The 20743-nt window shown below is 47.6% G+C and carries 23 protein-coding genes; 12 read left to right on the top strand and 11 right to left on the bottom strand.

Annotated elements, in window-relative coordinates; all coding sequences use genetic code 11:
* Positions 1–12 precede the first annotated feature (12 nt).
* Entirely contained in the window at positions 13–597 is a 585-nt protein-coding gene (locus ACV3PA_RS00875) for a DUF4352 domain-containing protein (protein WP_456125393.1), read from the top strand.
* 54 nt (positions 598–651) lie between these two features.
* On the opposite strand, the gene ACV3PA_RS00870 is transcribed toward ACV3PA_RS00875, so the two are convergent.
* Both ACV3PA_RS00870 and ACV3PA_RS00865 read right to left on the bottom strand, forming a co-directional pair.
* The gene (locus tag ACV3PA_RS00870; RefSeq protein ID WP_456125392.1) at positions 652–1431 is read right to left on the bottom strand and encodes a nucleotidyltransferase domain-containing protein; all 780 of its coding nucleotides are present in this window, start codon (positions 1429–1431) and stop codon (positions 652–654) included.
* A 102-nt stretch (positions 1432–1533) separates the two neighbouring features.
* A complete protein-coding gene (locus ACV3PA_RS00865; RefSeq protein ID WP_456125391.1) occupies positions 1534–1884 on the bottom strand; it encodes a winged helix-turn-helix transcriptional regulator in 351 nt (116 codons plus the stop codon).
* Positions 1885–2005: 121 nt separating this feature from the next.
* Between ACV3PA_RS00865 and ACV3PA_RS00860 the strand changes: the two genes are divergently transcribed.
* Positions 2006–2869, top strand: coding sequence for a VOC family protein (locus ACV3PA_RS00860; protein WP_456125390.1), 864 nt, complete (start codon positions 2006–2008; stop codon positions 2867–2869).
* A 71-nt stretch (positions 2870–2940) separates the two neighbouring features.
* Here ACV3PA_RS00860 and ACV3PA_RS00855 read toward each other — a convergent pair whose 3' ends face one another.
* Both ACV3PA_RS00855 and ACV3PA_RS00850 read right to left on the bottom strand, forming a co-directional pair.
* Positions 2941–3099 carry a hypothetical protein gene (locus tag ACV3PA_RS00855; protein ID WP_456125389.1) on the bottom strand — a complete coding sequence of 53 codons (159 nt, stop codon included), beginning with the start codon at positions 3097–3099 and terminating at the stop codon, positions 2941–2943.
* Between the two features lie 85 nt (positions 3100–3184).
* Complete coding sequence (locus tag ACV3PA_RS00850; RefSeq protein ID WP_456125388.1) at positions 3185–4336, bottom strand: Rgg/GadR/MutR family transcriptional regulator; 1152 nt, start codon at positions 4334–4336, stop codon at positions 3185–3187.
* On the opposite strand from ACV3PA_RS00850, the gene ACV3PA_RS00845 reads away from it, so the two are divergent.
* A complete protein-coding gene (locus ACV3PA_RS00845; RefSeq protein WP_456125387.1) occupies positions 4227–4829 on the top strand; it encodes a CPBP family intramembrane glutamic endopeptidase in 603 nt (200 codons plus the stop codon). The two genes, ACV3PA_RS00850 and ACV3PA_RS00845, sit on opposite strands and share 110 nt — an antisense overlap.
* A gap of 62 nt (positions 4830–4891) precedes the next feature.
* On the opposite strand, the gene ACV3PA_RS00840 is transcribed toward ACV3PA_RS00845, so the two are convergent.
* On the bottom strand, positions 4892–5677 hold the full coding sequence (locus tag ACV3PA_RS00840) for an NUDIX domain-containing protein (protein ID WP_456125386.1): 786 nt from the start codon (positions 5675–5677) through the stop codon (positions 4892–4894).
* 276 nt (positions 5678–5953) lie between these two features.
* Between ACV3PA_RS00840 and ACV3PA_RS00835 the strand changes: the two genes are divergently transcribed.
* From ACV3PA_RS00835 to ACV3PA_RS00825, 3 genes are all read left to right on the top strand, one after another.
* The gene (locus ACV3PA_RS00835) at positions 5954–6535 is read left to right on the top strand and encodes a DedA family protein (RefSeq protein WP_456125385.1); all 582 of its coding nucleotides are present in this window, start codon (positions 5954–5956) and stop codon (positions 6533–6535) included.
* Between the two features lie 276 nt (positions 6536–6811).
* Positions 6812–8179: a PepSY-associated TM helix domain-containing protein gene (locus ACV3PA_RS00830; RefSeq protein WP_456125384.1), complete on the top strand. Its 1368-nt coding sequence runs from the start codon at positions 6812–6814 to the stop codon at positions 8177–8179.
* Entirely contained in the window at positions 8172–8657 is a 486-nt protein-coding gene (locus ACV3PA_RS00825; protein WP_456125383.1) for a FixH family protein, read from the top strand. Before ACV3PA_RS00830 ends, ACV3PA_RS00825 begins: the two co-directional genes overlap by 8 nt.
* A gap of 57 nt (positions 8658–8714) precedes the next feature.
* On the opposite strand, the gene ACV3PA_RS00820 is transcribed toward ACV3PA_RS00825, so the two are convergent.
* A complete protein-coding gene (locus tag ACV3PA_RS00820) occupies positions 8715–9722 on the bottom strand; it encodes a hypothetical protein (protein WP_456125382.1) in 1008 nt (335 codons plus the stop codon).
* Between the two features lie 246 nt (positions 9723–9968).
* Between ACV3PA_RS00820 and ACV3PA_RS00815 the strand changes: the two genes are divergently transcribed.
* The 3 genes from ACV3PA_RS00815 (at position 9969) to ACV3PA_RS00805 (ending at position 12913) form a co-directional block, all read left to right on the top strand.
* A complete protein-coding gene (locus tag ACV3PA_RS00815; protein ID WP_456125381.1) occupies positions 9969–11339 on the top strand; it encodes a copper amine oxidase in 1371 nt (456 codons plus the stop codon).
* Positions 11340–11402: 63 nt separating this feature from the next.
* The gene (locus ACV3PA_RS00810; protein WP_456125380.1) at positions 11403–11930 is read left to right on the top strand and encodes a copper resistance CopC family protein; all 528 of its coding nucleotides are present in this window, start codon (positions 11403–11405) and stop codon (positions 11928–11930) included.
* Positions 11864–12913: a copper resistance D family protein gene (locus ACV3PA_RS00805; protein ID WP_456125379.1), complete on the top strand. Its 1050-nt coding sequence runs from the start codon at positions 11864–11866 to the stop codon at positions 12911–12913. The genes ACV3PA_RS00810 and ACV3PA_RS00805 overlap by 67 nt, the downstream gene beginning before the upstream one ends.
* Positions 12914–12962: 49 nt before the next feature.
* Here the strand turns inward: ACV3PA_RS00805 and ACV3PA_RS00800 are convergent, their stop codons facing one another.
* From ACV3PA_RS00800 to ACV3PA_RS00785, 4 genes are all read right to left on the bottom strand, one after another.
* The gene (locus tag ACV3PA_RS00800; RefSeq protein ID WP_456125378.1) at positions 12963–14756 is read right to left on the bottom strand and encodes an acyltransferase family protein; all 1794 of its coding nucleotides are present in this window, start codon (positions 14754–14756) and stop codon (positions 12963–12965) included.
* Positions 14757–14891: 135 nt separating this feature from the next.
* Positions 14892–16241 (bottom strand): sensor histidine kinase, encoded by a 1350-nt coding sequence (locus ACV3PA_RS00795; RefSeq protein WP_456125377.1) that lies wholly within the window; start codon positions 16239–16241, stop codon positions 14892–14894.
* Positions 16238–16927, bottom strand: coding sequence for a response regulator transcription factor (locus tag ACV3PA_RS00790; RefSeq protein WP_456125376.1), 690 nt, complete (start codon positions 16925–16927; stop codon positions 16238–16240). The genes ACV3PA_RS00795 and ACV3PA_RS00790 overlap by 4 nt, the downstream gene beginning before the upstream one ends.
* Positions 16902–17399, bottom strand: coding sequence for a class I SAM-dependent methyltransferase (locus ACV3PA_RS00785; protein WP_456125375.1), 498 nt, complete (start codon positions 17397–17399; stop codon positions 16902–16904). Before ACV3PA_RS00785 ends, ACV3PA_RS00790 begins: the two co-directional genes overlap by 26 nt.
* A 244-nt stretch (positions 17400–17643) precedes the next feature.
* On the opposite strand from ACV3PA_RS00785, the gene ACV3PA_RS00780 reads away from it, so the two are divergent.
* The 3 genes from ACV3PA_RS00780 to ACV3PA_RS00770 are packed head-to-tail and all read left to right on the top strand — an operon-like array spanning position 17644 to position 20072.
* The gene (locus ACV3PA_RS00780; RefSeq protein WP_456125374.1) at positions 17644–18687 is read left to right on the top strand and encodes a bifunctional transcriptional activator/DNA repair enzyme AdaA; all 1044 of its coding nucleotides are present in this window, start codon (positions 17644–17646) and stop codon (positions 18685–18687) included.
* Positions 18684–19730 (top strand): DNA alkylation repair protein, encoded by a 1047-nt coding sequence (locus tag ACV3PA_RS00775; protein ID WP_456125373.1) that lies wholly within the window; start codon positions 18684–18686, stop codon positions 19728–19730. Before ACV3PA_RS00780 ends, ACV3PA_RS00775 begins: the two co-directional genes overlap by 4 nt.
* The gene (locus ACV3PA_RS00770; RefSeq protein ID WP_456125372.1) at positions 19731–20072 is read left to right on the top strand and encodes a GNAT family N-acetyltransferase; all 342 of its coding nucleotides are present in this window, start codon (positions 19731–19733) and stop codon (positions 20070–20072) included. It begins immediately after the preceding gene.
* Positions 20073–20110: 38 nt separating this feature from the next.
* Here ACV3PA_RS00770 and ACV3PA_RS00765 read toward each other — a convergent pair whose 3' ends face one another.
* The gene (locus ACV3PA_RS00765; RefSeq protein ID WP_456125371.1) at positions 20111–20689 is read right to left on the bottom strand and encodes a shikimate kinase; all 579 of its coding nucleotides are present in this window, start codon (positions 20687–20689) and stop codon (positions 20111–20113) included.
* Positions 20690–20743 lie beyond the last annotated feature (54 nt).

The raw sequence follows: 20743 nt of genomic DNA, 5'->3' as shown, positions 1-20743 counted from the left end.
GGAGGAAGTAACATGAAAAAAGGATTGAAGTGGGCAGGAATCATTGTAATCGGAGCAGTCATTCTCGGAAATTTAGGGGATGATGAAGAACAAGCAGCACCGGAGAAAAAAGTAGAAGTCGAACAAGAAGCAGTTAAGTCAGAAGCAAAACCAGTGAAAGCAAAGGCAGCCGCAAAGCCGGTCCAGAAAACGTACGGGATTAATGATAAGGTGAAAGTCGGTAAACTGACGTACATCGTCAATGACGTCAAAATGGTCGATACGCTATCGAATGCCCTTGGTGAAAAGAAAACGTCAGGACAATTCTTGGTCATCGGTCTGACGATTCTAAATGGAGATAAGGAAGAGCGATTCGTTGATAGCAACATGTTTAAAGTCAATGTCGGCGATACGGAATACTCAGCCGATACGGAGCTTGATCTCTATGCAAATGAAGACGGAATGGGCTTCTTCTTAGAGACGATCAATCCGAATATCGAAAAAACCGGCAACATCGTCTTCGAATTACCGAAACAGGTCAAAAATCCGCTGCTTGAAGTTTCTTCTGGCTTTGGCTGGGCAGGTGGACAATCGAAAGAGATTCAATTGACACAGTAATCAGTGAGCATACAAAGGAGTAGCGGGCAAATGCCTGCTACTCCTTTGTCGTTATCATTTTAATTGTTGCATCGATAGTTCATGCGTTAATCGATCGAGTAAGTCGAGCGTCTCCGGATGAGCGGCGAGCGTCCGGTCGAGCGCTTGTCGTTCTGTCTGCAAGCACGTCAGATAACATTGAGCTGCTTCATCATGCGTAGCGGGTGTTAGGACGTCATAAATTGCTTTAAGAGCAAGGCGCGGACCGTCCGGAAGTGTCGTCGGAATGGTCTTTAAGCCGAGCTGTGCACGATTCGGAGCGTGATGATGGAGTAAGACTTTCGCGAACTTGATTAAAGCGCTACGGAGCATCTCAACTGCCCATAAGTCATTTCCCCGTGCCGCTGCTTTTTTGTATTGGAATAAGAACCAGACGGCATCAATTGCTTCATCGGTCGCTTCTTGAGCGGAAAGCGTCAAGTCACATGTACCCGTGTAGTCTGTCAGTTGCTGATTCGGATCGTACAGAACACGCAGTTGATCCTTATGATTCAGCGAGTCGAGTGTCACAGTGAATAGGTCGATATGTAAGAGATCATCATAGACGACAATCATTTGTGGCGCGATGATGTCGATTTCATCTTTCCAGATGATGGGACGATAGGCGGCTAAGTGCGACAAACGACGGGATAAAAACTTTGTTTGACGTTCTTCCGATACAAGGCAGTACAGATCGATGTCTGAATGAACATCTTCTTCTCCCCGTCCGAAGGAGCCTTTCAAGAAGATGGCTTCGACCGCAGGATCTTGTTTGAGTCGAGCAACGAGCTGCTCGATCGCATGAAGTTGATGCATGAGGACTCATTCCTTTCCGAAAACAGAAGTCTATTAGGACAGTATACGGGATAATAGACAGTTTATTCCATAAAAAAGAGAAATCGCATCGAAATGGACTTCTCATTGTGAAGCAGATGTTAGTTTGTCTTTATTTTCGAGGTGAATGACGTGCTGTTCGCCCCATGCATTAATTGCATCAAGAACCGGAATGAGTGTCCGACCATAGTCCGTTAGCGAGTACTCGACACGTGGTGGGACTTCTTGATAAATCTCGCGGTGGACAATGTCATTTAGTTCGAGCTCACGTAGTTGAGCCGTCAACATCTTTTGGGTAATGTTCGGTAATTGTCGTTTCAGTTCACTGAAGCGGAGTGTTCCGTGTGTGATCAAGACAAGTAAAATCGACGGTTTCCATTTCCCGGTCAAGATTTCGAGTGCCGTCTCGACCCGACAGCTTGGTGTCTTTTCCATCGGTCTTCCTCCTTCATGGTATCGTTGAGGATACTATACCACTTATTCGTGCCTACTTCCGCTTCCATCGCTTCCGCGTAATAATAGAGACACGAGCCATTTAATTGAAGGAGGAAACAAGATGTCCATTCACTCACAGATTACACTCGGTCCTGTTCGCTTACGCGTGACGGATCTCGATCGTTCCATTTCATTTTATACCGAATCACTCGGATTGCGTCTGCTGACACAAACCGAGCAATTGACCGTGCTTGGCGCACAAGGGACACCACTCGTTGAGCTGGAAGTCCATCCGAACGCCCGTCGCTTCCCACCGAACTCGGTCGCTGGATTATACCATTTTGCGATTTTGCTACCGAACCGAAAAGAACTCGGTTTCGTCATCCGGAATCTGATCGCACGAGGCATTGAGATTGGTCAAGGCGACCATCTTGTCAGTGAAGCGTTCTATTTATCGGATCCAGATGGGAACGGCATTGAGATTTATGCCGATCGTCCGCGGGACACTTGGACATATGAAGCGAATGGCGACGTCAAAATGACGACGGATCCTGTCGATTGGCAAAGCATGCTCGTTGAAGCAGGAGAAGAAGATTGGTATGGCATGCCAAGCGAGACCGTCATGGGACACGTGCACTTCCACGTGAAGACACTCGAAGCAGCGCGAAAATTTTATGTTGAGACACTCGGCTTTGAAGTAGCAGCTGATGCTTCCCGAATGCGGGCATTATTCGTTGCTGCTGGCGGTTACCATCATCATATCGGTCTGAACGTCTGGTCTGGTATCGATGCACCGACGAATCCAAATGACGCGGTCGGCCTCGTCTACTGGACGTTACGTTATCCGGATCAAGCGACGCTCCAAGCAGCAATTGAGACGTTGAAGTCTTCTGATTATACCGTTACGGATCAAGCAGGAGATGTGTATGTCACCGATGATGCTGGAATTACCGTTCGACTCACGGTTACACCATCCGTAAACTAACCTGATTAACCCCCGTCTGTATGCGATGATCGCGTAGACGGGGGTTTTATACTGGCTATCATCATTAAATCTCATAAGAAAAAGAGTTGAATCGAGAAAAATCCAGATAACGGCATCACTAGTTGCGCTCCAAAGAGTCGAGTTTTCATATACAGATAGGAGAGCAAGAGAAGACCAAGCGAAAGAATGAATCGTTCCCACCGGATGTTACTCGAATTTGATTTTTTCATGGAAAGTCACCGCCTTATAATCGAATATAGGTGTATCGTATCGAAGAACAAGGGACGGGATAAAAAAAGTCACTTATTTAAGACCTCATTCAGGAGGATTCGTTGGACGAAGCAATTGATAAAACGAACGTGACAATGCGGCTTGGTGAGAATAGCCAAGTGTTTCATAAATCATGATAGCTTGCTCGACTTGGAGTGTTCCGGCTGAAACATTCCCTTGGGCAATTAGTAGGAGTCCGCTATAAAAGTGGTGTGTATTTCGATAGAACATGGCTTCAACACCTTGTGAAAAGTCATCGAGCTGCACGAGGAGGATTTGTGCCATACCAAGTTCAGTCGTCATGATCAATTCATGGATTTCATTAATCAACAATGTACAAATGACGGTTCGTCCGCGTTTGAACTGTTTGTAGCGATGAAGCGAAGGTAGGATGCTACGAAAGTACTCCGTTTTTCGTTCATAATCGATGAAATCGAGTGTATTCGCAAAAAACCGCAGTTCTCCAATTGTCCACGTTTCAATCCGATCTAAGTAGTCATGAATCGTTTGACGCGTCTCTTTTGAAATTGCCTCTTTTGAAAAGATACCGTGTTGATTAAAGTAAGTCAGCTGTTCAATCCGGGCATCTAGTTCGGTGAGACGTAAACTATTTTGATAAGAAGTGGGAAATGCACGATAGGTGGAACGAAGCGCCATCAATCCGTCGATATCATTCGCATTCCCTTTGAGTCCATACTCGTCATAAAAGCGTTCGACAAGAGATTCCTGAAACCCATGGTGGATATAGAGAAATTCATCAATTTCCATACCGAGCCGTTCGAGTAGTAGTTGAATAAGATGAAAAGAGATTTCATGTTTCCCCTGTTCAAAACGGATTGCATAAGACTTAGACATGACAGAATCATAGAGATCCTTTTGGGTCATACCTTTTTTGATCCGTAGTTCACGTAAGAGTTCTCCATGGGATTGAATGACGATCCTCTCCTTTTTTTCAAATGTGTACTTCAAAAAGTATAAGGTGCTAAATAGGAGACTATTGGAATTATTTTTATCAATCCGTCTTATACTCCAAGTATCAAATGAAGCACGAATTAAAAAACGTGCAATACTCAAGGAGGAACTTATTATGAAAACGATGCGGACAACAAACAGTGGGTTAGTGGTCGGAGCACTGTTGCTACTAGCTGGATTTTTAGGTTTGACGCAGTGGGAATGGGCGTGGTCAGCATTATTCATAGGTGGACTTGCGGCATGGGCAGTTACTTTTAAAAAAGATAGCCTGCAGGTACTGACGTTTCCGAGAAAAGTGTGGATGATTCCACTAGGTGTTTTGCTTTATTTCGTTTCAAGCATGTTAATTGGCTTAATCGCTAGTGCGGCTGGTATGGAATGGGCGGCTAATCCAGCTTCAGGTCATCTCGGGCAAATTGCTCTTATGATTCCTTTCATGTTGATGGGCGAAGAGTTACTTGGAATCGGTGTATTAGAAGGTGCACGCAGTAAAGGATTATCGATGTGGATGAGTAGCCTGTTGAGTGCGCTTGTTTTTGGACTCATGCATATTCCATCATATTGGGATGGATCTTTCGTCTCGACACTCTTGCATGTACTGTTACTTCAAGGGGTAGCGCGATTAATTTTCAACTACATCTATATTAAAACCGGTCGTAGTATCTTTGGATCATGGATTGCGCATATGATCGTCGATTTCATTGCCTTATCGTTTTAAAGGAAAAACATCCAGGAGCGGACGTTAGGTCTGCTCCTGGATGTCGTTATACAGTAATCAAGTCAGCGTGACGGGGATGTCGTGTTACCATCATAACGGCTGATCAATTCATACGGTCTGACTTTATATAAGGCGTGTGGGAAGTAGTGTGGATCCATGGCATCGAGTGTCCGTAACTGGAAGTGTTCGCGTTTGATATACTCACTCAGCGAGTCACGTGTCAGCGGGAAGAATCCGACATCCGTCGTTTCACCTTCTTGCGTTGCGAGTTCACCACCGACCGCTTTTCCGCGGAAGCAGACGCAAAGGACGTGACTTGAGACATTTTGATAAATGCCTGTGATTCCGTCGATCGTGACATCGACACCGGTCTCTTCTTTCACTTCTCGTTTGATGGCGTCAAGAATCGATTCGTGATTTTCGACTTGTCCGCCCGGCATCTCGTACGTATCACCACGATGCAAATTACGGACGAGTAGGACTTCACCCGCATCGTTCGTAATATATGCGGTCACACTGACAATGGCGCGAGGTGGAGCATACGTACCAGTTGCTGTCATGAAGTCTTCATACGATTTGATATACAAATTTTTGCCGAGTCGAGCGCGCTTTTTCATCGCTTCGCGGCGTAAAGCACTGTTGCGGACATCACGATCGACTTGTTCGTAATGTTCACGGTCGCGATATTCCCAGATAGCGATGACTTCATCTTCGGCCTCGGTCACCCAGCGACCAACAAGACGAGCACCATGACTAACTTGAAGCGGGTACAAATAGGTATGGAAAAACTCAGTAAATTCTTCTAGGCGTTCGGGACGAATCGTATAGGTCTTCCGGCGATGTAACATGGAAATTCCTCCTATCAGATGAGCGTTCAAATGTACGTTGTACCCCTTCTCGAACGAACGGATGAAACCCTTTTTCTCAATGTGGGAAAAAGGCTTTTTTGTTTTTCGATTTCATATGAATGTGACGCTGTCTAAGCGACGTTCAAGGATTGATAATTATCTATTCTTAAAATGAAAAATATAAAGCTAAAGAAGAAGTTAAGAAATGGACAGGGCTCAACTTTAGAAAAATCGGGGATACTGAATATAGAGAGAAACAGAAAGTAGGGATACGTGATGGATATCATGGCACTCGTCCGCCTGGCTGGCGGAATCATGTTCACCCCATTGTCGGACGATGTCTTGATGATGAGTTTTGCAGCACTGCGTTTACGAGAGGGGATGTACCCAATCGTTATCTGGCTGACCGCATGGCCAGTCTTTTTCATCGCTTTTACGTGGTTTTATTTACTTGCACGGTTCTTCCGTGAAATTCCGCTCGTTAAACGTTGGATGAAGTCACGTTTCTTGGAACGAGCAGAAACAATCATCGAACGGCGGGGATTATGGGCAATCGGATTATCGTTCTTCTTACCTGGTGTTCGTCATCCGATTCATTACGTCGCAGGCCTTCTCGGTTATCCGCTACCGCGTTATCTCTTGATGACGTTTCTAGCGGCAGGTGTTTATACAGGACTTTGGACGTTTTTGATCGTCCGGATTGGAGAAGCTGTTACCTGGTCGGAATTGTGGAACTGGTTACAGGTGAATCCCGGAATCATCAGTACGATTGTAGTCATTTTAGTTGGTCTAATAGTAACCGGTATTGTATATCATCGTCGTCAAAAGGAATCAGTTGAGGAAAGTTCTTCAATATAAATACATCACGTGAGCAAGCGAATCCAAATCAGGATTCGCTTTTTTAGATGAAGTTTGGTTTTATGAATAAGGATAGTTTTTTGAAATAAGAAGTAATCTACAAGAAAAGTGAAATCATTGTCAAAAAAAGACGTTTTTCACTTCTTAAAAGCTACCTGATTTACACACCAGATTGGCAATTTATCGTCACAAGCCAGTGGATGGAAGTGGATTGTAAACGCTTATACTAAGAGGTGTTCACAGAGTGGACATATTTATTACTAGAGGAGGATACATATGAATCTCATGCAGACGGAAGAGACGGTCAAAAAAGCACCGACTTCTTCTGCTTACCGGACGATTTGGCGGTGGCACTTTTATGCTGGTATCATTTTTGCACCGTTCCTCGTCATGCTCGCTGTGACAGGATCGATCTATCTCTTTAAGCCGCAAATCGAAAACGTCCTGTATCAATCGTATTATGAAGTCACACCAAAAGCGGATCGCATCACGGCAACGGAACAGATTGATCGCGTCAAAGCGAAGTATCCGGAAGCGCTGGTCACGTCGTATCGACCGGGCGAATCTGACGATCGATCCAGTGAAGTGAAGGTCTCGTCACCAGACATGTCGGCGACAGTCTTCGTCAATCCGTACTCAGGAAAAATCATCGGTACTTTATCGGATGATGACCGGATCATGAATAAAATCGAAGAAATCCACGGGGAACTGATGGCGGGAACGACCGGCGATCGGATCATTGAACTCGTTGCCTGTTGGGCGATCGTCTTAATTGTCACGGGACTATTCCTATGGTTTCCGCGTAAGCAAAAGGGACTGTCAGGTGTATTGTTCCCACGCCTGCGTCAAGGAAAGAAGTTATTCCGTCGAGACCTTCACGCCGTTCCAGCATTTTGGATCACAGCAGGGATGTTGTTCCTCATCTTGACAGGTCTTCCGTGGTCCGGCTTCTGGGGAGCGAACTTCCAGTCACTCGTCACGAACCAAGGACTGGGCTACCCACCGTCGATCTGGGGGGGAGAAGCACCGACGTCAACACTTCAGACGAAGGATATCGCCGAAGTCCCATGGGCTGCCGAAACACTTGATGTGCCGCAATCGAAAGTCGAAGGAGCTGTTCCAGCTTCAATCGATGACATCGTTGCGATCGGCAAACAACAAGGGATGGACCCAAGCTTTAAAATTAGTATTCCAAGTGATCCGAGCGGTGTCTATACACTATCCGCGTACCCCGCAAAAGCACAGGATGAAGCGACGATCCACCTCGATCAATATTCCGGTGCCGTACTCGCCGATTATCGTTATGACAACTATGGTGTCGTCGGTAAAATCGTCGCGACTGGAATCACGCTTCATAAAGGAACGGAATTCGGTTGGTTCAACCAATTGATTAGTTTATTGATTTGTCTTGGAATCATTCTTGTTGCGGTCAGTGGCTTCTATCTCTGGCTAAAGCGGAAACCAAGTAAAGGGATGGGGGCGCCGAAAGGTCCGAAAGCATTCATGTTGAAAGGATTCCTCGCTGTGCTTGTCGTGCTGGGGATCGTCTTCCCACTCGTCGGACTATCATTGCTCGTCGTCTGGCTACTTGATTACCTCGTCATTCGTCGTATTCCGAGTGTAAGGAGGTTCTTCAATGCGTAAATCGATGCAAACATTCTTGCTTGGCGGACTGCTCGTCACAACGACGAGTCTTGCCGGCTGTGCGGTCGATTCTGATGCAGCAGCACAGTATGCCGTGGCTAAGCCACTATCCATCAAAATGAATGTCCCTAAAGACATGCAACCGGATGCAAAGAAAAAGCAAACGTTCGAAGCGACGGTCTGGCGTGAAGCGAAACCGGCGCAAAAAGTTGATTATGTCCACTTCGAAATCTGGAAAGCGGATGGGACAGTACGCTATAGTATGGAACCGGCAGAAGAGACGAAGCCGGGTGTCTATACGATTGCGAAGACAATACCGAAATCCGGCTTGTATTATGTCAAAGCGCATGCGAGCAGTGAAGGTGCGATGATCATGCCAACACGGCAGTTCATCGTCGGTGAGTTATCGAAAGAAGATTTAAAGATTTTACAAGGTGGAGCCAAACCAGCTGGTGGGAGTAGCGGTCACCATCATTAATAAGAGTATGAAAAAAGAGAGAGCGGAATTTTCCGTTCTCTCTTTGTGTGTCGAGGATCAATCATCATCACCGTGACCACCATGATCATCGCCATGATCATCGGAATCGTCATCGCCTTCATCATCCCCAGAATCATCCGATGCACCATCGTTATCCGCGTGTTCATCTTCCGATTCAAGCTCCTGTCCATTGTAGAACTTGACTTGGACTTGTAGTGTTTTGATGTTTGGCAATTGAAGTGCCTGAGCGACTAACGTTACTAATTCATCTTCCGTCATTGATGGTGTGACGAGAAGACGGTCTTTTAACGTCGCGACGTCAGTGACGCCGATCTCATCTTTAAAACGCAGTTCTTTCCGCTGATGTTCAGTACTATAGCGCCACTCGAATTTTTTCTTGTTCGTATCCGTTACTTTGATTGTGATCCGTTTGAGTTCTTGATTATTTTGAACGCCGTCTTGATCCGTGTCTTCCTGATCATCCCGTGTCCCATCCTGATCGCTGTCTGCTTTTGTCGGATCAGAACCAAGTTCAAATTCGTCTTCATTCAAAAGGGTATCTTGATCGCGATCCTCTTCACTATCTTTGATGCCATCGCGATCTGAATCTTTTGTCAGTGGTTGCGTACCGACGATGAACTCTTCTCGTGTCGTCAATCGATCTTGATCTTGGTCTTCTTTATCATCGGAAATACCATCTTGATCGGAATCCTTCTTCAATGGATTGAGACGTACACTGTATTCTTGCGTGTTTGTCAGTGAATCGCGATCCACATCCTCTTGTCCATCTTTGATCCGGTTCTGATCCGAATCCGATTTAGTAGGGTTGAGGCGAAGTTGATATTCTTGCGCATTCGTCAAACCATCGCGATCCTGATCCTTTGTTGCGACGTGTTTGCCATACCCCAAATGATATTGTTTTTGCCAAGCATCTGGAATTCCATTTTTATCTTGATCGACTTGCACGACAGGTTTCTTTTTCGATTTACTTTTTGCTTCGACTGGTCCAATTGCTTGTGAGACGACAAGAGAAGCAAGTAATGCGCCAATGACGATCCGTTTCATGAGTCCACTCCTGTTCTGAATAAGAAATAAAAGATATGGTGATAAGAAGATTTTAATGAAATCGTTAGAAAATAAGTTGTTTATTTCTTAAAATGAGTAAATAAAAACTAAAAATAATTAAATTAATAAACGAAGGTATTTCAAACAAAAAATATTTTGAATAAAAAAAGTAAAAAAATAAAACTATTTATGAACTTGTTACGTTATCTATGTGAAGTCCATAAAAATCAAAGGGGTGTTCATAAGATGAAGATGAAAAAGTCGTATCTCGCTGTTCCGCTTAGTGCCGCATTGTTGATTCCAGCAGCAGGTGTTAGTGCTCACGGTAATGAGGATCATAGTAAGATGTCTCACAGTTCAGGAAAAGTCTCACTGGACGTCTCCTCCCCAGCATCGGATTTGCGAGCGACACTCGATCAAATTCTATCTGAACACGCATATCTCGCAGTTGTTGCGATGCAAAAAGGGATTGATGGTAAAAAAGATTTTGAACAAGCAGCAGGCGCATTGAATCAAAATACGGATGATTTAGCGGCAGCTGTCGGATCAGTCTACGGAGAAGAAGCAGGCGCTGCCTTCAAAGAAATCTGGTCGAGCCACATCGGTTACTTCGTCGATTACGTCAAAGCAACCGGAGCAAAAGACGAAGACGCAAAGCAAAAAGCATTGAAAGACCTTGATGAGTACCGTGTCGAACAGGCTGCTTTCCTTGATAAAGCAACGGAAGGACGCCTAAAGGCTGCGGATCTCGAAGGTGGACTCAAAGTCCATATCACGCAACTGTTAACATCATTCGATAGCTATGTAGCGGGTGATTATGATGCTGCTTACAGTAATCTACGTAAAGCGATCGAGCATATGTATATGGTTGGAAAAGGACTGTCGGGTGCAATCGTCGACCAGTACCCAGATAAATTCAAAAATACGAAAGTTGATACACCAGCAGCAGACCTTCGTGCTGGACTCAACCGAAACTTCTCGGAGCACGCAGCATTAGCAATCCTCGCAATGCAAAAAGGAATCGACGGTGCAAAAGACTTTGATGCGGCAGCCGGTGCCTTGAATCAAAATACGGATGACCTGACTGCTTCGATTGGCTCTGTTTATGGTAGCGAAGCAGCGCAACAATTCAAGAAGATTTGGTCGAGCCACATCGGCTACTTCGTCGACTATGTCAAAGCGACAGGCGCGAAAGATGATCAAGCACGTGACATGGCTGTGAAGGAACTTGATGAGTACCGTGTCGAACAGGCAGCATTCCTTGATGCGGCAACGGAAGGTCGTTTAAAAGCAAAAGATTTGGAAGAAGGATTGAAGGTTCACATTGACCAACTCTTACTTGCCTTCAATAGCTACAATGAAAAAGATTACGACAAAACGTACCCAGCGATTCGCGAAGCGTACGCGCATATGTACGGCGTAGGGGAAGGAACAGCGACAGCAATCGTCGATCAGTTCCCAGATAAATTCAAAGGTGCACCATCTGGAATGCCGAACACAGGTCTCGGTGGTATGCAAGAAGCATCATCGACGACAGGTATCGTCTGGTCACTGCTTGGTATCGCAGCAGCATCGATCCTTGGATTCTTCGCACTCCGTCGTCGCCCGCAACAATAAAGGACGACCCGCTGGCAACAGCGGGTTTTCTTTTACACATCAAACAGAAAGGAGGTAAACGACATGCGCATCATCCGATTTGTACTTCTATTTCTCATTTGTCTGTTGCCTGTATCGGTCGAAGCACATACGAGTCTAAAAAACTCGAATCCAGCCGAAGGAGCGGCGTTATCTGAACCCGTCGATCGTATCCGATTGACGTTCAGTGAAGCTGTTGAAAAAACGAGTACCTTACGTGTAGTGGATGCGAATGACGTCGAACAGTCGCTTGCAAAACCACTGATCATCGGGAATGAACTCAGTGCCGTCGTCTCAAAACCGTTAGCAAAAGGGCAGTACACGATTGAGTGGGCGTCGATTTCAGATGATGGTCATCCGGTCAAAGGGACGATTGGTTTTACGGTGATTGGTGAGGCGACATCGGAATCGAACACTGTCGAAAAGGTAGAAACGATGGAAACGAAGGCGTCGGTCGTTCCTGAAGCAGAACCGACTTCGCCAGGACTCCTTCCGACACTGCTCCCATGGATCGTCGGTGGACTCCTCGTCAGTATCGTCTTGCTTCTTTTATTCCGTCGTCGTTCGACATGAGTGCGTTCCTAGGAGAGTTACTCGTCTACATGGGCGGGGCAATCTGGATGGGCTACCTCGTTTTACGTTTCATTCCGAAAAAACGTAAGCCATTGATCATGGACGGAACGAATTGGGCGGTGGCGGGACTCGGGATGCTTGTTCTTGGAACGAGTATCCCAGTCATCGGTGCCGTTCGTTTTCTGCTTTCGACGCAAACGATGACGGAGGCTCTCCGAACGGGATTATTTTTGCATATCGGTCGGATGTTTCTTGTCGTTTACTTCTCTGCTCTACTATTATTGATCATACTTGCGTGGCAAAAGCGACGATCTGTCTTGCTATCACTCTTCACGATTCCAATCTGGATTGGCATCGCCGGAACGAGTCACGCGGCAGCTAAATATGGTGTGCTCGGATGGACGCTCCAGTTCAGTCACTTCTTGTGTGTGACGGCTTGGATCGGTGTCGTATTTTGGGTAGCAGTCGGTGCTCGTTCGACAGAGCATTGGTCTGCCTTTTTAAACTGGTTCAGTCCGTTTGCTCGGATCGCCTTTACGGGTGTCATCCTGTCAGGTCTGTTGCTGATGCAACTGGCGATTCCGCTTGAACGGTATCCGAATCTGTGGGGTGTCCCATATGGTCAAGCATTACTACTGAAGCACCTCCTGCTGTTACCTCTCCTATTTTACGCCTTTTGTAATGGCACGCTCGTCCGGCGTCGGTTGCATTTGGAAGCAACGTACGATCCACGTCCGTTAGTCCGCATGGAGAGTATCATTCTAGTGTTATTGTTCATGGCGAGTGCGTCACTCAGTCGTCTAGAACAACCGACACTAGAACAACTCCCAGTCAGTGGTCCAGCAGGAGACGGATGGATTTTGATGCTTGGTATCGCTACCTTACCACTGCTATTGCTAGGGTATCGTCGACATGCAGTTGGTGTCTTACTGAGTTTATTTAGTGTCAGTCTGATCTATCTTGGATTGCTTGCGACAGGGTGAATACGAAAACAAGGTAGCGGAAACTTCCGCTACCTTGTTCGTCGTAATTTTATTTCGTTGAAGCGGCGCAACTCGTCGCTTTTGCGAGAATCTTCGAATAGGCACGTGCGCCCTTGATGTTCAAATGGACACCATCTGCTTCGAAGTAGGACGGATGTTTAATGGCAACCGCGTGCCAATCGATCAGCTCGACCCGTTTTCGTTTTGATGCCTCATGCAGCATCTGATTGACTTCTGCTTCCCACGGCCGCGGGACGCGTGCTGTTACCAGATAGACGTGATCGGCATTGGCGAATTGATCTAGCAGTGTATTCAACTGATCTTTCCGGAAGCTACCGTTCGTGCCAAGATGCAGGATGACTTGGCGTCCATGTCGATTGTACGCTGCATACTGCTCACTGAGCGGAATTGCCTCGCGGAGTTGTCGACCGAGTTTTGCATCGATTGTCAGTTGTTTGAGTGTGCTGCCGAGATAATCTTCAACACCGAGTAAGACCGAGTCACCGATTGCAAGCGTCGGTCGACAGATTTTTCGCTGATCGGATTTTACTTTAGGTGTCGTCGGTTTGAGGACCGGTTTCGGTTTTTCTTTTGGCGCCGCGACCTTATGGAAGGCGGGTTCTGGCTTCGGTGTATCGGAGACAGCAAGAATCGATAGGTTTCCGATGAAGCTGACGACGAGTACGGTTAAGACGACGACACTTGTCCACTGCAGCGTTGAGAACTGACGTAACTGTCGCGGGTGTAACGACAGACGTTCTAAATAACCAGATAATCCATGCTGACGGATTGGACGTTCGATGAAGCGATATGATACTTCAGTTAACGCAACAAGCACGACGATGATTAACACGGTCCGTAGCATCGAGAATGTTCCAATTTGCTCGACCGGTGTCATCAATGTGATGACGGGAAAATGCCAGAGATATAAACCGTACGATCGTTTGCCGATCGCAACGAGTGCCGGATGCGCGAACCAACGACTCCAGACCGACGCCGGATGGGCGATCGTAGCAATCAATAGTGCAGCAAGGACGGCGACAAGGAAAAAGCCACCGCGGTATAAAAAGCTTCCGAACTCACTCGTGACAACCATCAGTAAAAGTAAGAGTGGCAACGTGACAGCACCTGTTTGATTCAACAATCGAACACCACGTTTTGGAATATCAAGCTTAAAGCGAGTAGGTTGCCACGCGAACGCGAGCAAACTCCCAATCAACAAGGCGAATAACCGTGTATCCGTACCGTAGTAGACACGACTTGGATCTTCACCCGGTGTGAACTGGATCGCCATCGCGAGCACGGATGCGCCAATCGCGACTCCAATCAATTGAAGGAACAGACGACGATTTTTCATGCCGAACCAAAGTAGGATCGGGAAAAGCAGATAGAACTGCTCTTCGATTGCGAGTGACCATAGGTTTTGAATGGGTGACGGTTTCCCGAACGACTCGAAATACGAGACATCATGGAAGATATACCACCAGTTCGTTCCGTAAATGAGTGCAAAGGCACTATCTTGACGAACTGTATGCAACAGCTCGCGTTCAAAGACGGTCACGTACCCGAGAACAAGTAGCAACATGACGAATAGGGCCGGGAACAGGCGACGAAAACGATGGATCCAAAATCGTTTCAAATCAAGGCGACCGGTCGTTTGCCACTCGCGTAACAAGAGACCGGTAATTAGGTAACCGGATAGGACGAAAAAGAGATCAACACCGAGGAAACCACCAGAGAAGAATGAGACGGATAAGTGGTAGAGAATGACAGACAGGACAGCAAAGGCACGCAAGCCGTCAAGCCCTGGCATATATGTAATCGAACGAGACGAGGATTTCATAAGACACGAACAACTCCTTTAAAACGACAACTAATTTCTAACAGTCTTTAGTGTATCGAATTCCAATTTCAAAGAAGTGTCTAAGAAGTAACAACCTGGTCAAAAAAGCACCCGATGAGAGCATCGGGTACTGACTTACGAATGACGCGGAAAACGACAAGTGACGGAAAAGTAGTTGTCTGCTGAAGTGAGCTGGACATTTCCGTGATGACGCGCCATGATTTGTTGAACAATCGACAGACCGATACCGGAACCGCCGGAAGAACGCGATGCGTCAGACGTTCCAAACGGCGTCAACCATTCGTTTAATTCTTCTGGTGTATAGGTGTTAGCAATTGCATTCGAACAGCTTAACTGAAGTATTTCTGGATCCTCTTCAATCGTAATTCGAAGATCACCCGTCCCGTGAAGCGTTGCATTTCGAATCAAGTTCTCGAGTAATCGACGTAAGAGCAGTGGGTCGGCGAAGAGAGTCGCGTGTGCAGGACCATCGACGGTAGCGGTAGTGCCAGGAAACAGTTCTAAGACTTGTTCCGTTAAGGTGACGAGGTCAAGCGAGATTCGTTCGACCGGATAATCGGTATTCGATAACTTAGCGAGCGTGAACAGTTCATCGATTCGAGAGGCGAGCGTCTCCGATTGACGGGTGACGATTGCAAGAAGCTCTGCACGTTCCGTTGCGGATAACGTCTCATGTTTTTCCGTCAACCATTGGATGAAGCCTTGAATCGAGGTCAACGGAGTCCGTAAGTCATGCGACAGGCTTGTGATCAACCGCAACTGCTCGACGAACCGTTCCTGATCCCGTTGACGTAACGTTCGTAGTTCCTGTTCGATTCGTTCAATCGACTGGGCGAACAACTTAAACTCTTTTGGTCCTTTGACCGGCGGTAATGGATCTGTCGGTGGTGGTTCGACGGTCAAGCGTTCGAGCCGCCGTTCAAGTTCCCGGAATAAGCCGGCGATCCAGCGTGTCAAAAGCAGTAAAAAGAGAATGAACAAAATGACCTGTAAAATGAAGAAGGCATTCGGATTACCGACTTGGTATTCGTTCAATTTTGGTTTTTCTGTCTGCACCGTCAAGAAAAATCCAGATTCGTCGTTCGGTAGGGAAATGGCTTCGATATGATGCAACGTCCGTACCTTTCCTTTGTTCGAAGGGTCACGTTCCGTTGGTGTTTGAGCAGCGAGCAGCCGACTTGGCGTTAAATTTTCCGGGTACTGGTCGGAAGCATTGATACGACGTCCATCTGCGCCATACACTGCCCATTCATACGGTCCATTTGGTGTTTGTCCACTTTGATAGCGCGTGATGTCCTGTTTGACATCTTGGATCGTTTTTGCTTCCGTCGTGTAGTAATAACGAGGAATCGTTGTAGTACCAATCGGTAACTGGCTCGACAATAACCATGAGAGTGCCGTACTCAAAAATGCGGCAAGTAGTAGCAAAACGAGCATCCAGACCGTTAGTTTGATCCGTCTCATGGCTCGACCTTATAACCGACGCCCCAGACCGTCTGGAGGTAGCGTGGTTCTTTCGGGACATCTTCGATTTTGTCACGCAGTTTATGGATCAAGACCATGACGGCGTTCGACGCAGAACCGAGCGCTTCTTCTTGCCAAACCCGCTCATAGAGATCGTCAGCCGAGAAGACGCGACGTGGATGACTCAAGAACAGTGCCAGGCAATCGAATTCACGACGGGTCAGGGCAAGCGGGACATCGTATTTAAAGATGACGCGTTCGTCTTCTTTAAGTGTGAACGGACCGACTTGAACGGCTGAAGCTGTAGTTGGGACATGGTATTGACTGACACGGCGGAGTAACGCCTTGACGCGAGCGACGACTTCGAGCGGATTAAACGGTTTACCAATGTAATCGTCCGCCCCGAAAGTCAGTCCTTGAATTTTATCCATATCTTCACGTTTCGCTGTTAGCATCAAGACCGGCAACGCATGACCGACAGCACGAGCCGCCTGAACAGTTGAGAAACCATCGCGAACCGGCATCATGACGTCGAGTAACATTGCGTCAACAGGACGCGTTGCAAGAATCGTTAATGCTTCTTCGCCGTTTTCAGCTTCGATGATCTCGTAGCCTTCATTTGTTAAATAGAGTCGAAGCAATTGACGGATATCCGCCTCGTCATCGACGATCAAAAGTGTAGGCATGATCTATTTCCTCCTGTTGTACCCCTTCAAAAACGTAAGCAGGGGGTAGATTGTAAAGTGTGTGCGAATAACTGTGTTCTTGGAAATAATCCCGGAACATCTTGAACTGGAACCGGGTGTATTGAAAGGCGATGAAGTGACCGCCTGATCGTAGTAACGTTTGGAACTGTGCCAATAAGTCATGTCGTAATGTTGGTGGAAACGACGCGAACGGGAGACCACTGACGATGACGTCGATTTGTCCGCTCCACGAGTCAGATAGTTCCTGCACGTCACCAATGAAGAGGGTGACATTCGTTTCTTCAGCCAGCAATTGCTCGAGTGCCGGACGGAACGTTTCACTTCGTTCACAAATTAATAGATGCGTCTCCGGTGACCGAGCTGCCAGTAAGGCTTTTGTAATCGCGCCGTCACCGGCTCCGACTTCAAGGATCTGACGCGGACGATCGGCGACGGCGCGCCGTGCCATCATCTCAGCAAGACGTGGACTACTCGGTGCAACGGCCCCGAACGCGTAGTGGTGCGTGAAGTGCTTCTTTTAAGAAATCTAACATGAAAACCCTACTTTCCGTTGAGTATAGCATGTAGTATGCACGTCGTCCCTTTCGAAAACAGGACGATGTTTCTTAAGTGAATCTTAAACATATCAATGCCTGATTTTCGGCGACATCGTGACCAGGCAAGCCGTTATACTAAAGACAAAGGAGGGGAAGGCGATGGAACATCATACGTATTATGAAGCACTCGTTCGACGAGACGCGACGTACGAAGGGACGTTTTTCGTCGGGGTCAAGACGACGGGCATCTTTTGCCGTCCGACATGTCCAGCGCGAAAACCGAAAGCGGAGAACTGCGAGTTTTTTGAGACGGCGCAAGAAGCATTGCTCGCTTCCTATCGACCGTGCCGGCGATGCCATCCGCTCGCGTATCCCGGCGATCACGGTACGATTCAACGCTTGATCGAGGCGGTCGAAGCGGAACCGGATAAACGATTTAAGGAAGCCGATTTCCGAGCACTTGGTTTGGATGAATCAACAGCGCGGCGTCAGTTCAAGAAGCGGTTCGGAATGACGTTCGTCGCTTATGCCCGGGCACGGCGGATGGGACTTGCGATGAAGGAGATTCGGACCGGGAAACCGATCATTGAAGGACAGTTAGCAGGAGGCTATGAATCAAGCAGCGGGTTTCGAGAAGCTTCGACACGGATGCTCGGGGAAGCGCCGTCTCGGTTTGACGGACAGGTCTTGCGCGCGAAATGGCTCGATACGCCGCTCGGTTCGATGCTGGCGATTGCCGACGACCAGCTTTTACATCTGCTTGAGTTCGTCGACCGACGGGGATTGGAGCGGGAAATCGAACGGATGCGTCAAAAAGCACGCGCCGTCATCGTCCCCGGCGAGTCACCCATCTTTGGACAGATTGAAGCCGAGCTCCGTCGTTACTTCAAAGGAGAACCGGTCTTGTTTCAGACACCACTGATGCGGTACGGAACGCCCTTTCAACGAAGGGTCTGGGAAGAACTCGAGCGGATTCCGAGTGGGGAGACGATCTCGTACCAAGAACTGGCGATCCGGATCGGTCAACCGACTGCCGTTCGCGCTGTCGCACGAGCGAATGGGGCGAACCAACTGGCAATCGTCATTCCGTGCCATCGAGTCATTCGGACGAATGGAGACTTAGGTGGATACGCAGGTGGACTCGCACGCAAGGAAACATTGCTCAAACTGGAGCGCACACAGAGGGGACTGGATGAAGGATGAGTTTGATTAAAGATGTGTTTTCACCAAATTGGCTCGACCGCTTAGGAGCAGCGGTCGATGTACCAGATTTTCGAAGACGAGTTGAACAGGGAGACTGGGATGAACTCGCGTTTAAACAACGCGTTCGCCGTGTAGCGGAGACGCTGGAGACGATCTTGCCACCGTTTCCGGACTCGGTGCTGGAGCTAGAGCGACTCGCACCGCAGTTTACCGGTCTACCAGGAATCGTTTTTCCGGAGTACGTTGAACGGACGGCAACACTCACTGACTGGACACTTGCGTTAGCGACACTCGCTAAATTGACGCCGTATTCGACGTCTGAGTTCGCCGTTCGGCGTTTTCTACTCGCTGATCAAGAACGTTATCTCGAGCAAGCACTCATATGGGCAACATCAGACGATGAACATGTCCGGCGCTTAGCATCCGAGGGGACACGACCGCGTCTTCCATGGGGACAAGCGATTCCGCGTCTGATTGCTGATCCGCGACCGGCATTACCGATTCTTGATGCGTTACTACAGGATCCATCACTCTACGTCCGAAAAAGTGTCGCCAATCACTTGAATGATATTTCAAAGACACACCCTGAATATCTAATCGAGCGGATTGAACGTCACTTAGGATCAGATCCGAATACGGATTGGATTTTACGTCATGCTTCCCGGACGTTACTGAAGCGTGGGAACCCAGAAGTCTTACAGTTATTCGGGCACGTTACGCAAGGTGAGGTGACCGTCACGAACTTAGTCGTCTCGTCGGTTACGATTGGCGGAGAGCTTGATTTCTCGTTCACCGTAAACAGTTCCGTTGAACAACGTCTGCGTCTTGAATACGCAATCGATTATGTCAAACAACGCGGGACGAGTCGGAAGGTGTTTCAACTGCGAGAGCGGGAAGTCGAAGGTATCTTACAAATCGAACGACGCCAATCGTTTCGAAATATGACGACGCGTGTCCACTATCCTGGAACACATACATTGACGATTTTGATTAACGGAGAGGCTTACGCGACAGCAACGTTTGAGGTCGAGGAGGAGAGCTGAATGCAAGGACGACATCCGGATTTTACAACGTCACGTCTATTGGTCGAAGCGACCGATACCGCAACGGGTTGCAATTGGACGCTGCATGCACAGCGTGAGAAAACAATTGTCGGAACGATTATCTTTACATGGGAGGATTCAATCGGAAGCTTGCGATATACGTCAAATGATGAAGACGATCAGAACGGTTATATCACCGAAGCACTGACGTCAATTCTCTCGTACCTAGCACGAACGTTGTTACTGAAACGTGTCTACGGCGAAGCAGGCAGTGAGACGGTCTGGCGTCGGAACGGATTTCAGTTGCATGCTGATCGATATGAACGCGAACTCCATCACTAAAACCCCGTCCTAAATAGCAGGACGGGGTTTGTTTGTGCTTAAACGGTTGCTTTTAACCAGTTAAAGTGCGCACAAATCGCTTCCGCACTTTCACTTGCACTCAACTGTTCCGTATCAAGGAAGAGATAGTTGACGTCCGGTAGTTCGCCCGGCAGCGAACGTGTCCGGTATCCGTCCGCCGTCTCACGTAAGTCTTGTTCAGAAGCAGCGAGATCACGCTTCGTTACTTTGTGCGTCAATCGGTTTTCAGTCGTGTTCCGGTGCAGACGAGTTGCGACCGGCGCATCGAGTTCAACGATGTAGACGTCAGCACCTGCTTGTTCGAATAACTCGACTGTCTCTTCGATGAACTCAAGACCACCGCCTTCGACGCCGAATAGACAGAGGAAGGTAAATAAGACGCCTTCAAGCGAGCTGTTCGCCATTTCCTTGAACATCTCGCGCCGGATCGTATCCTTTAAGCGATGATGTGCGGGTTCAGAGAAATCAAAATAAGGCAATAATAAATCAATCGTCTGATGGTTATGGAAGACTTTCATCTCCGTCAATCGTTCGATTTCCTGACCGATCGTCATCTTTCCGACCGCTTGGGGACCAAGTAACAAAACAAATTTCATGGACGAACCTCATTTCCTTTTTCTGCTAAGAATAGCACATTGCGATGAGTGACA

The sequence above is a fragment of the Exiguobacterium sp. EA-TM-5 genome, from assembly GCF_053878415.1.
This window is presented reverse-complemented; position numbering and strand designations above follow the sequence as displayed.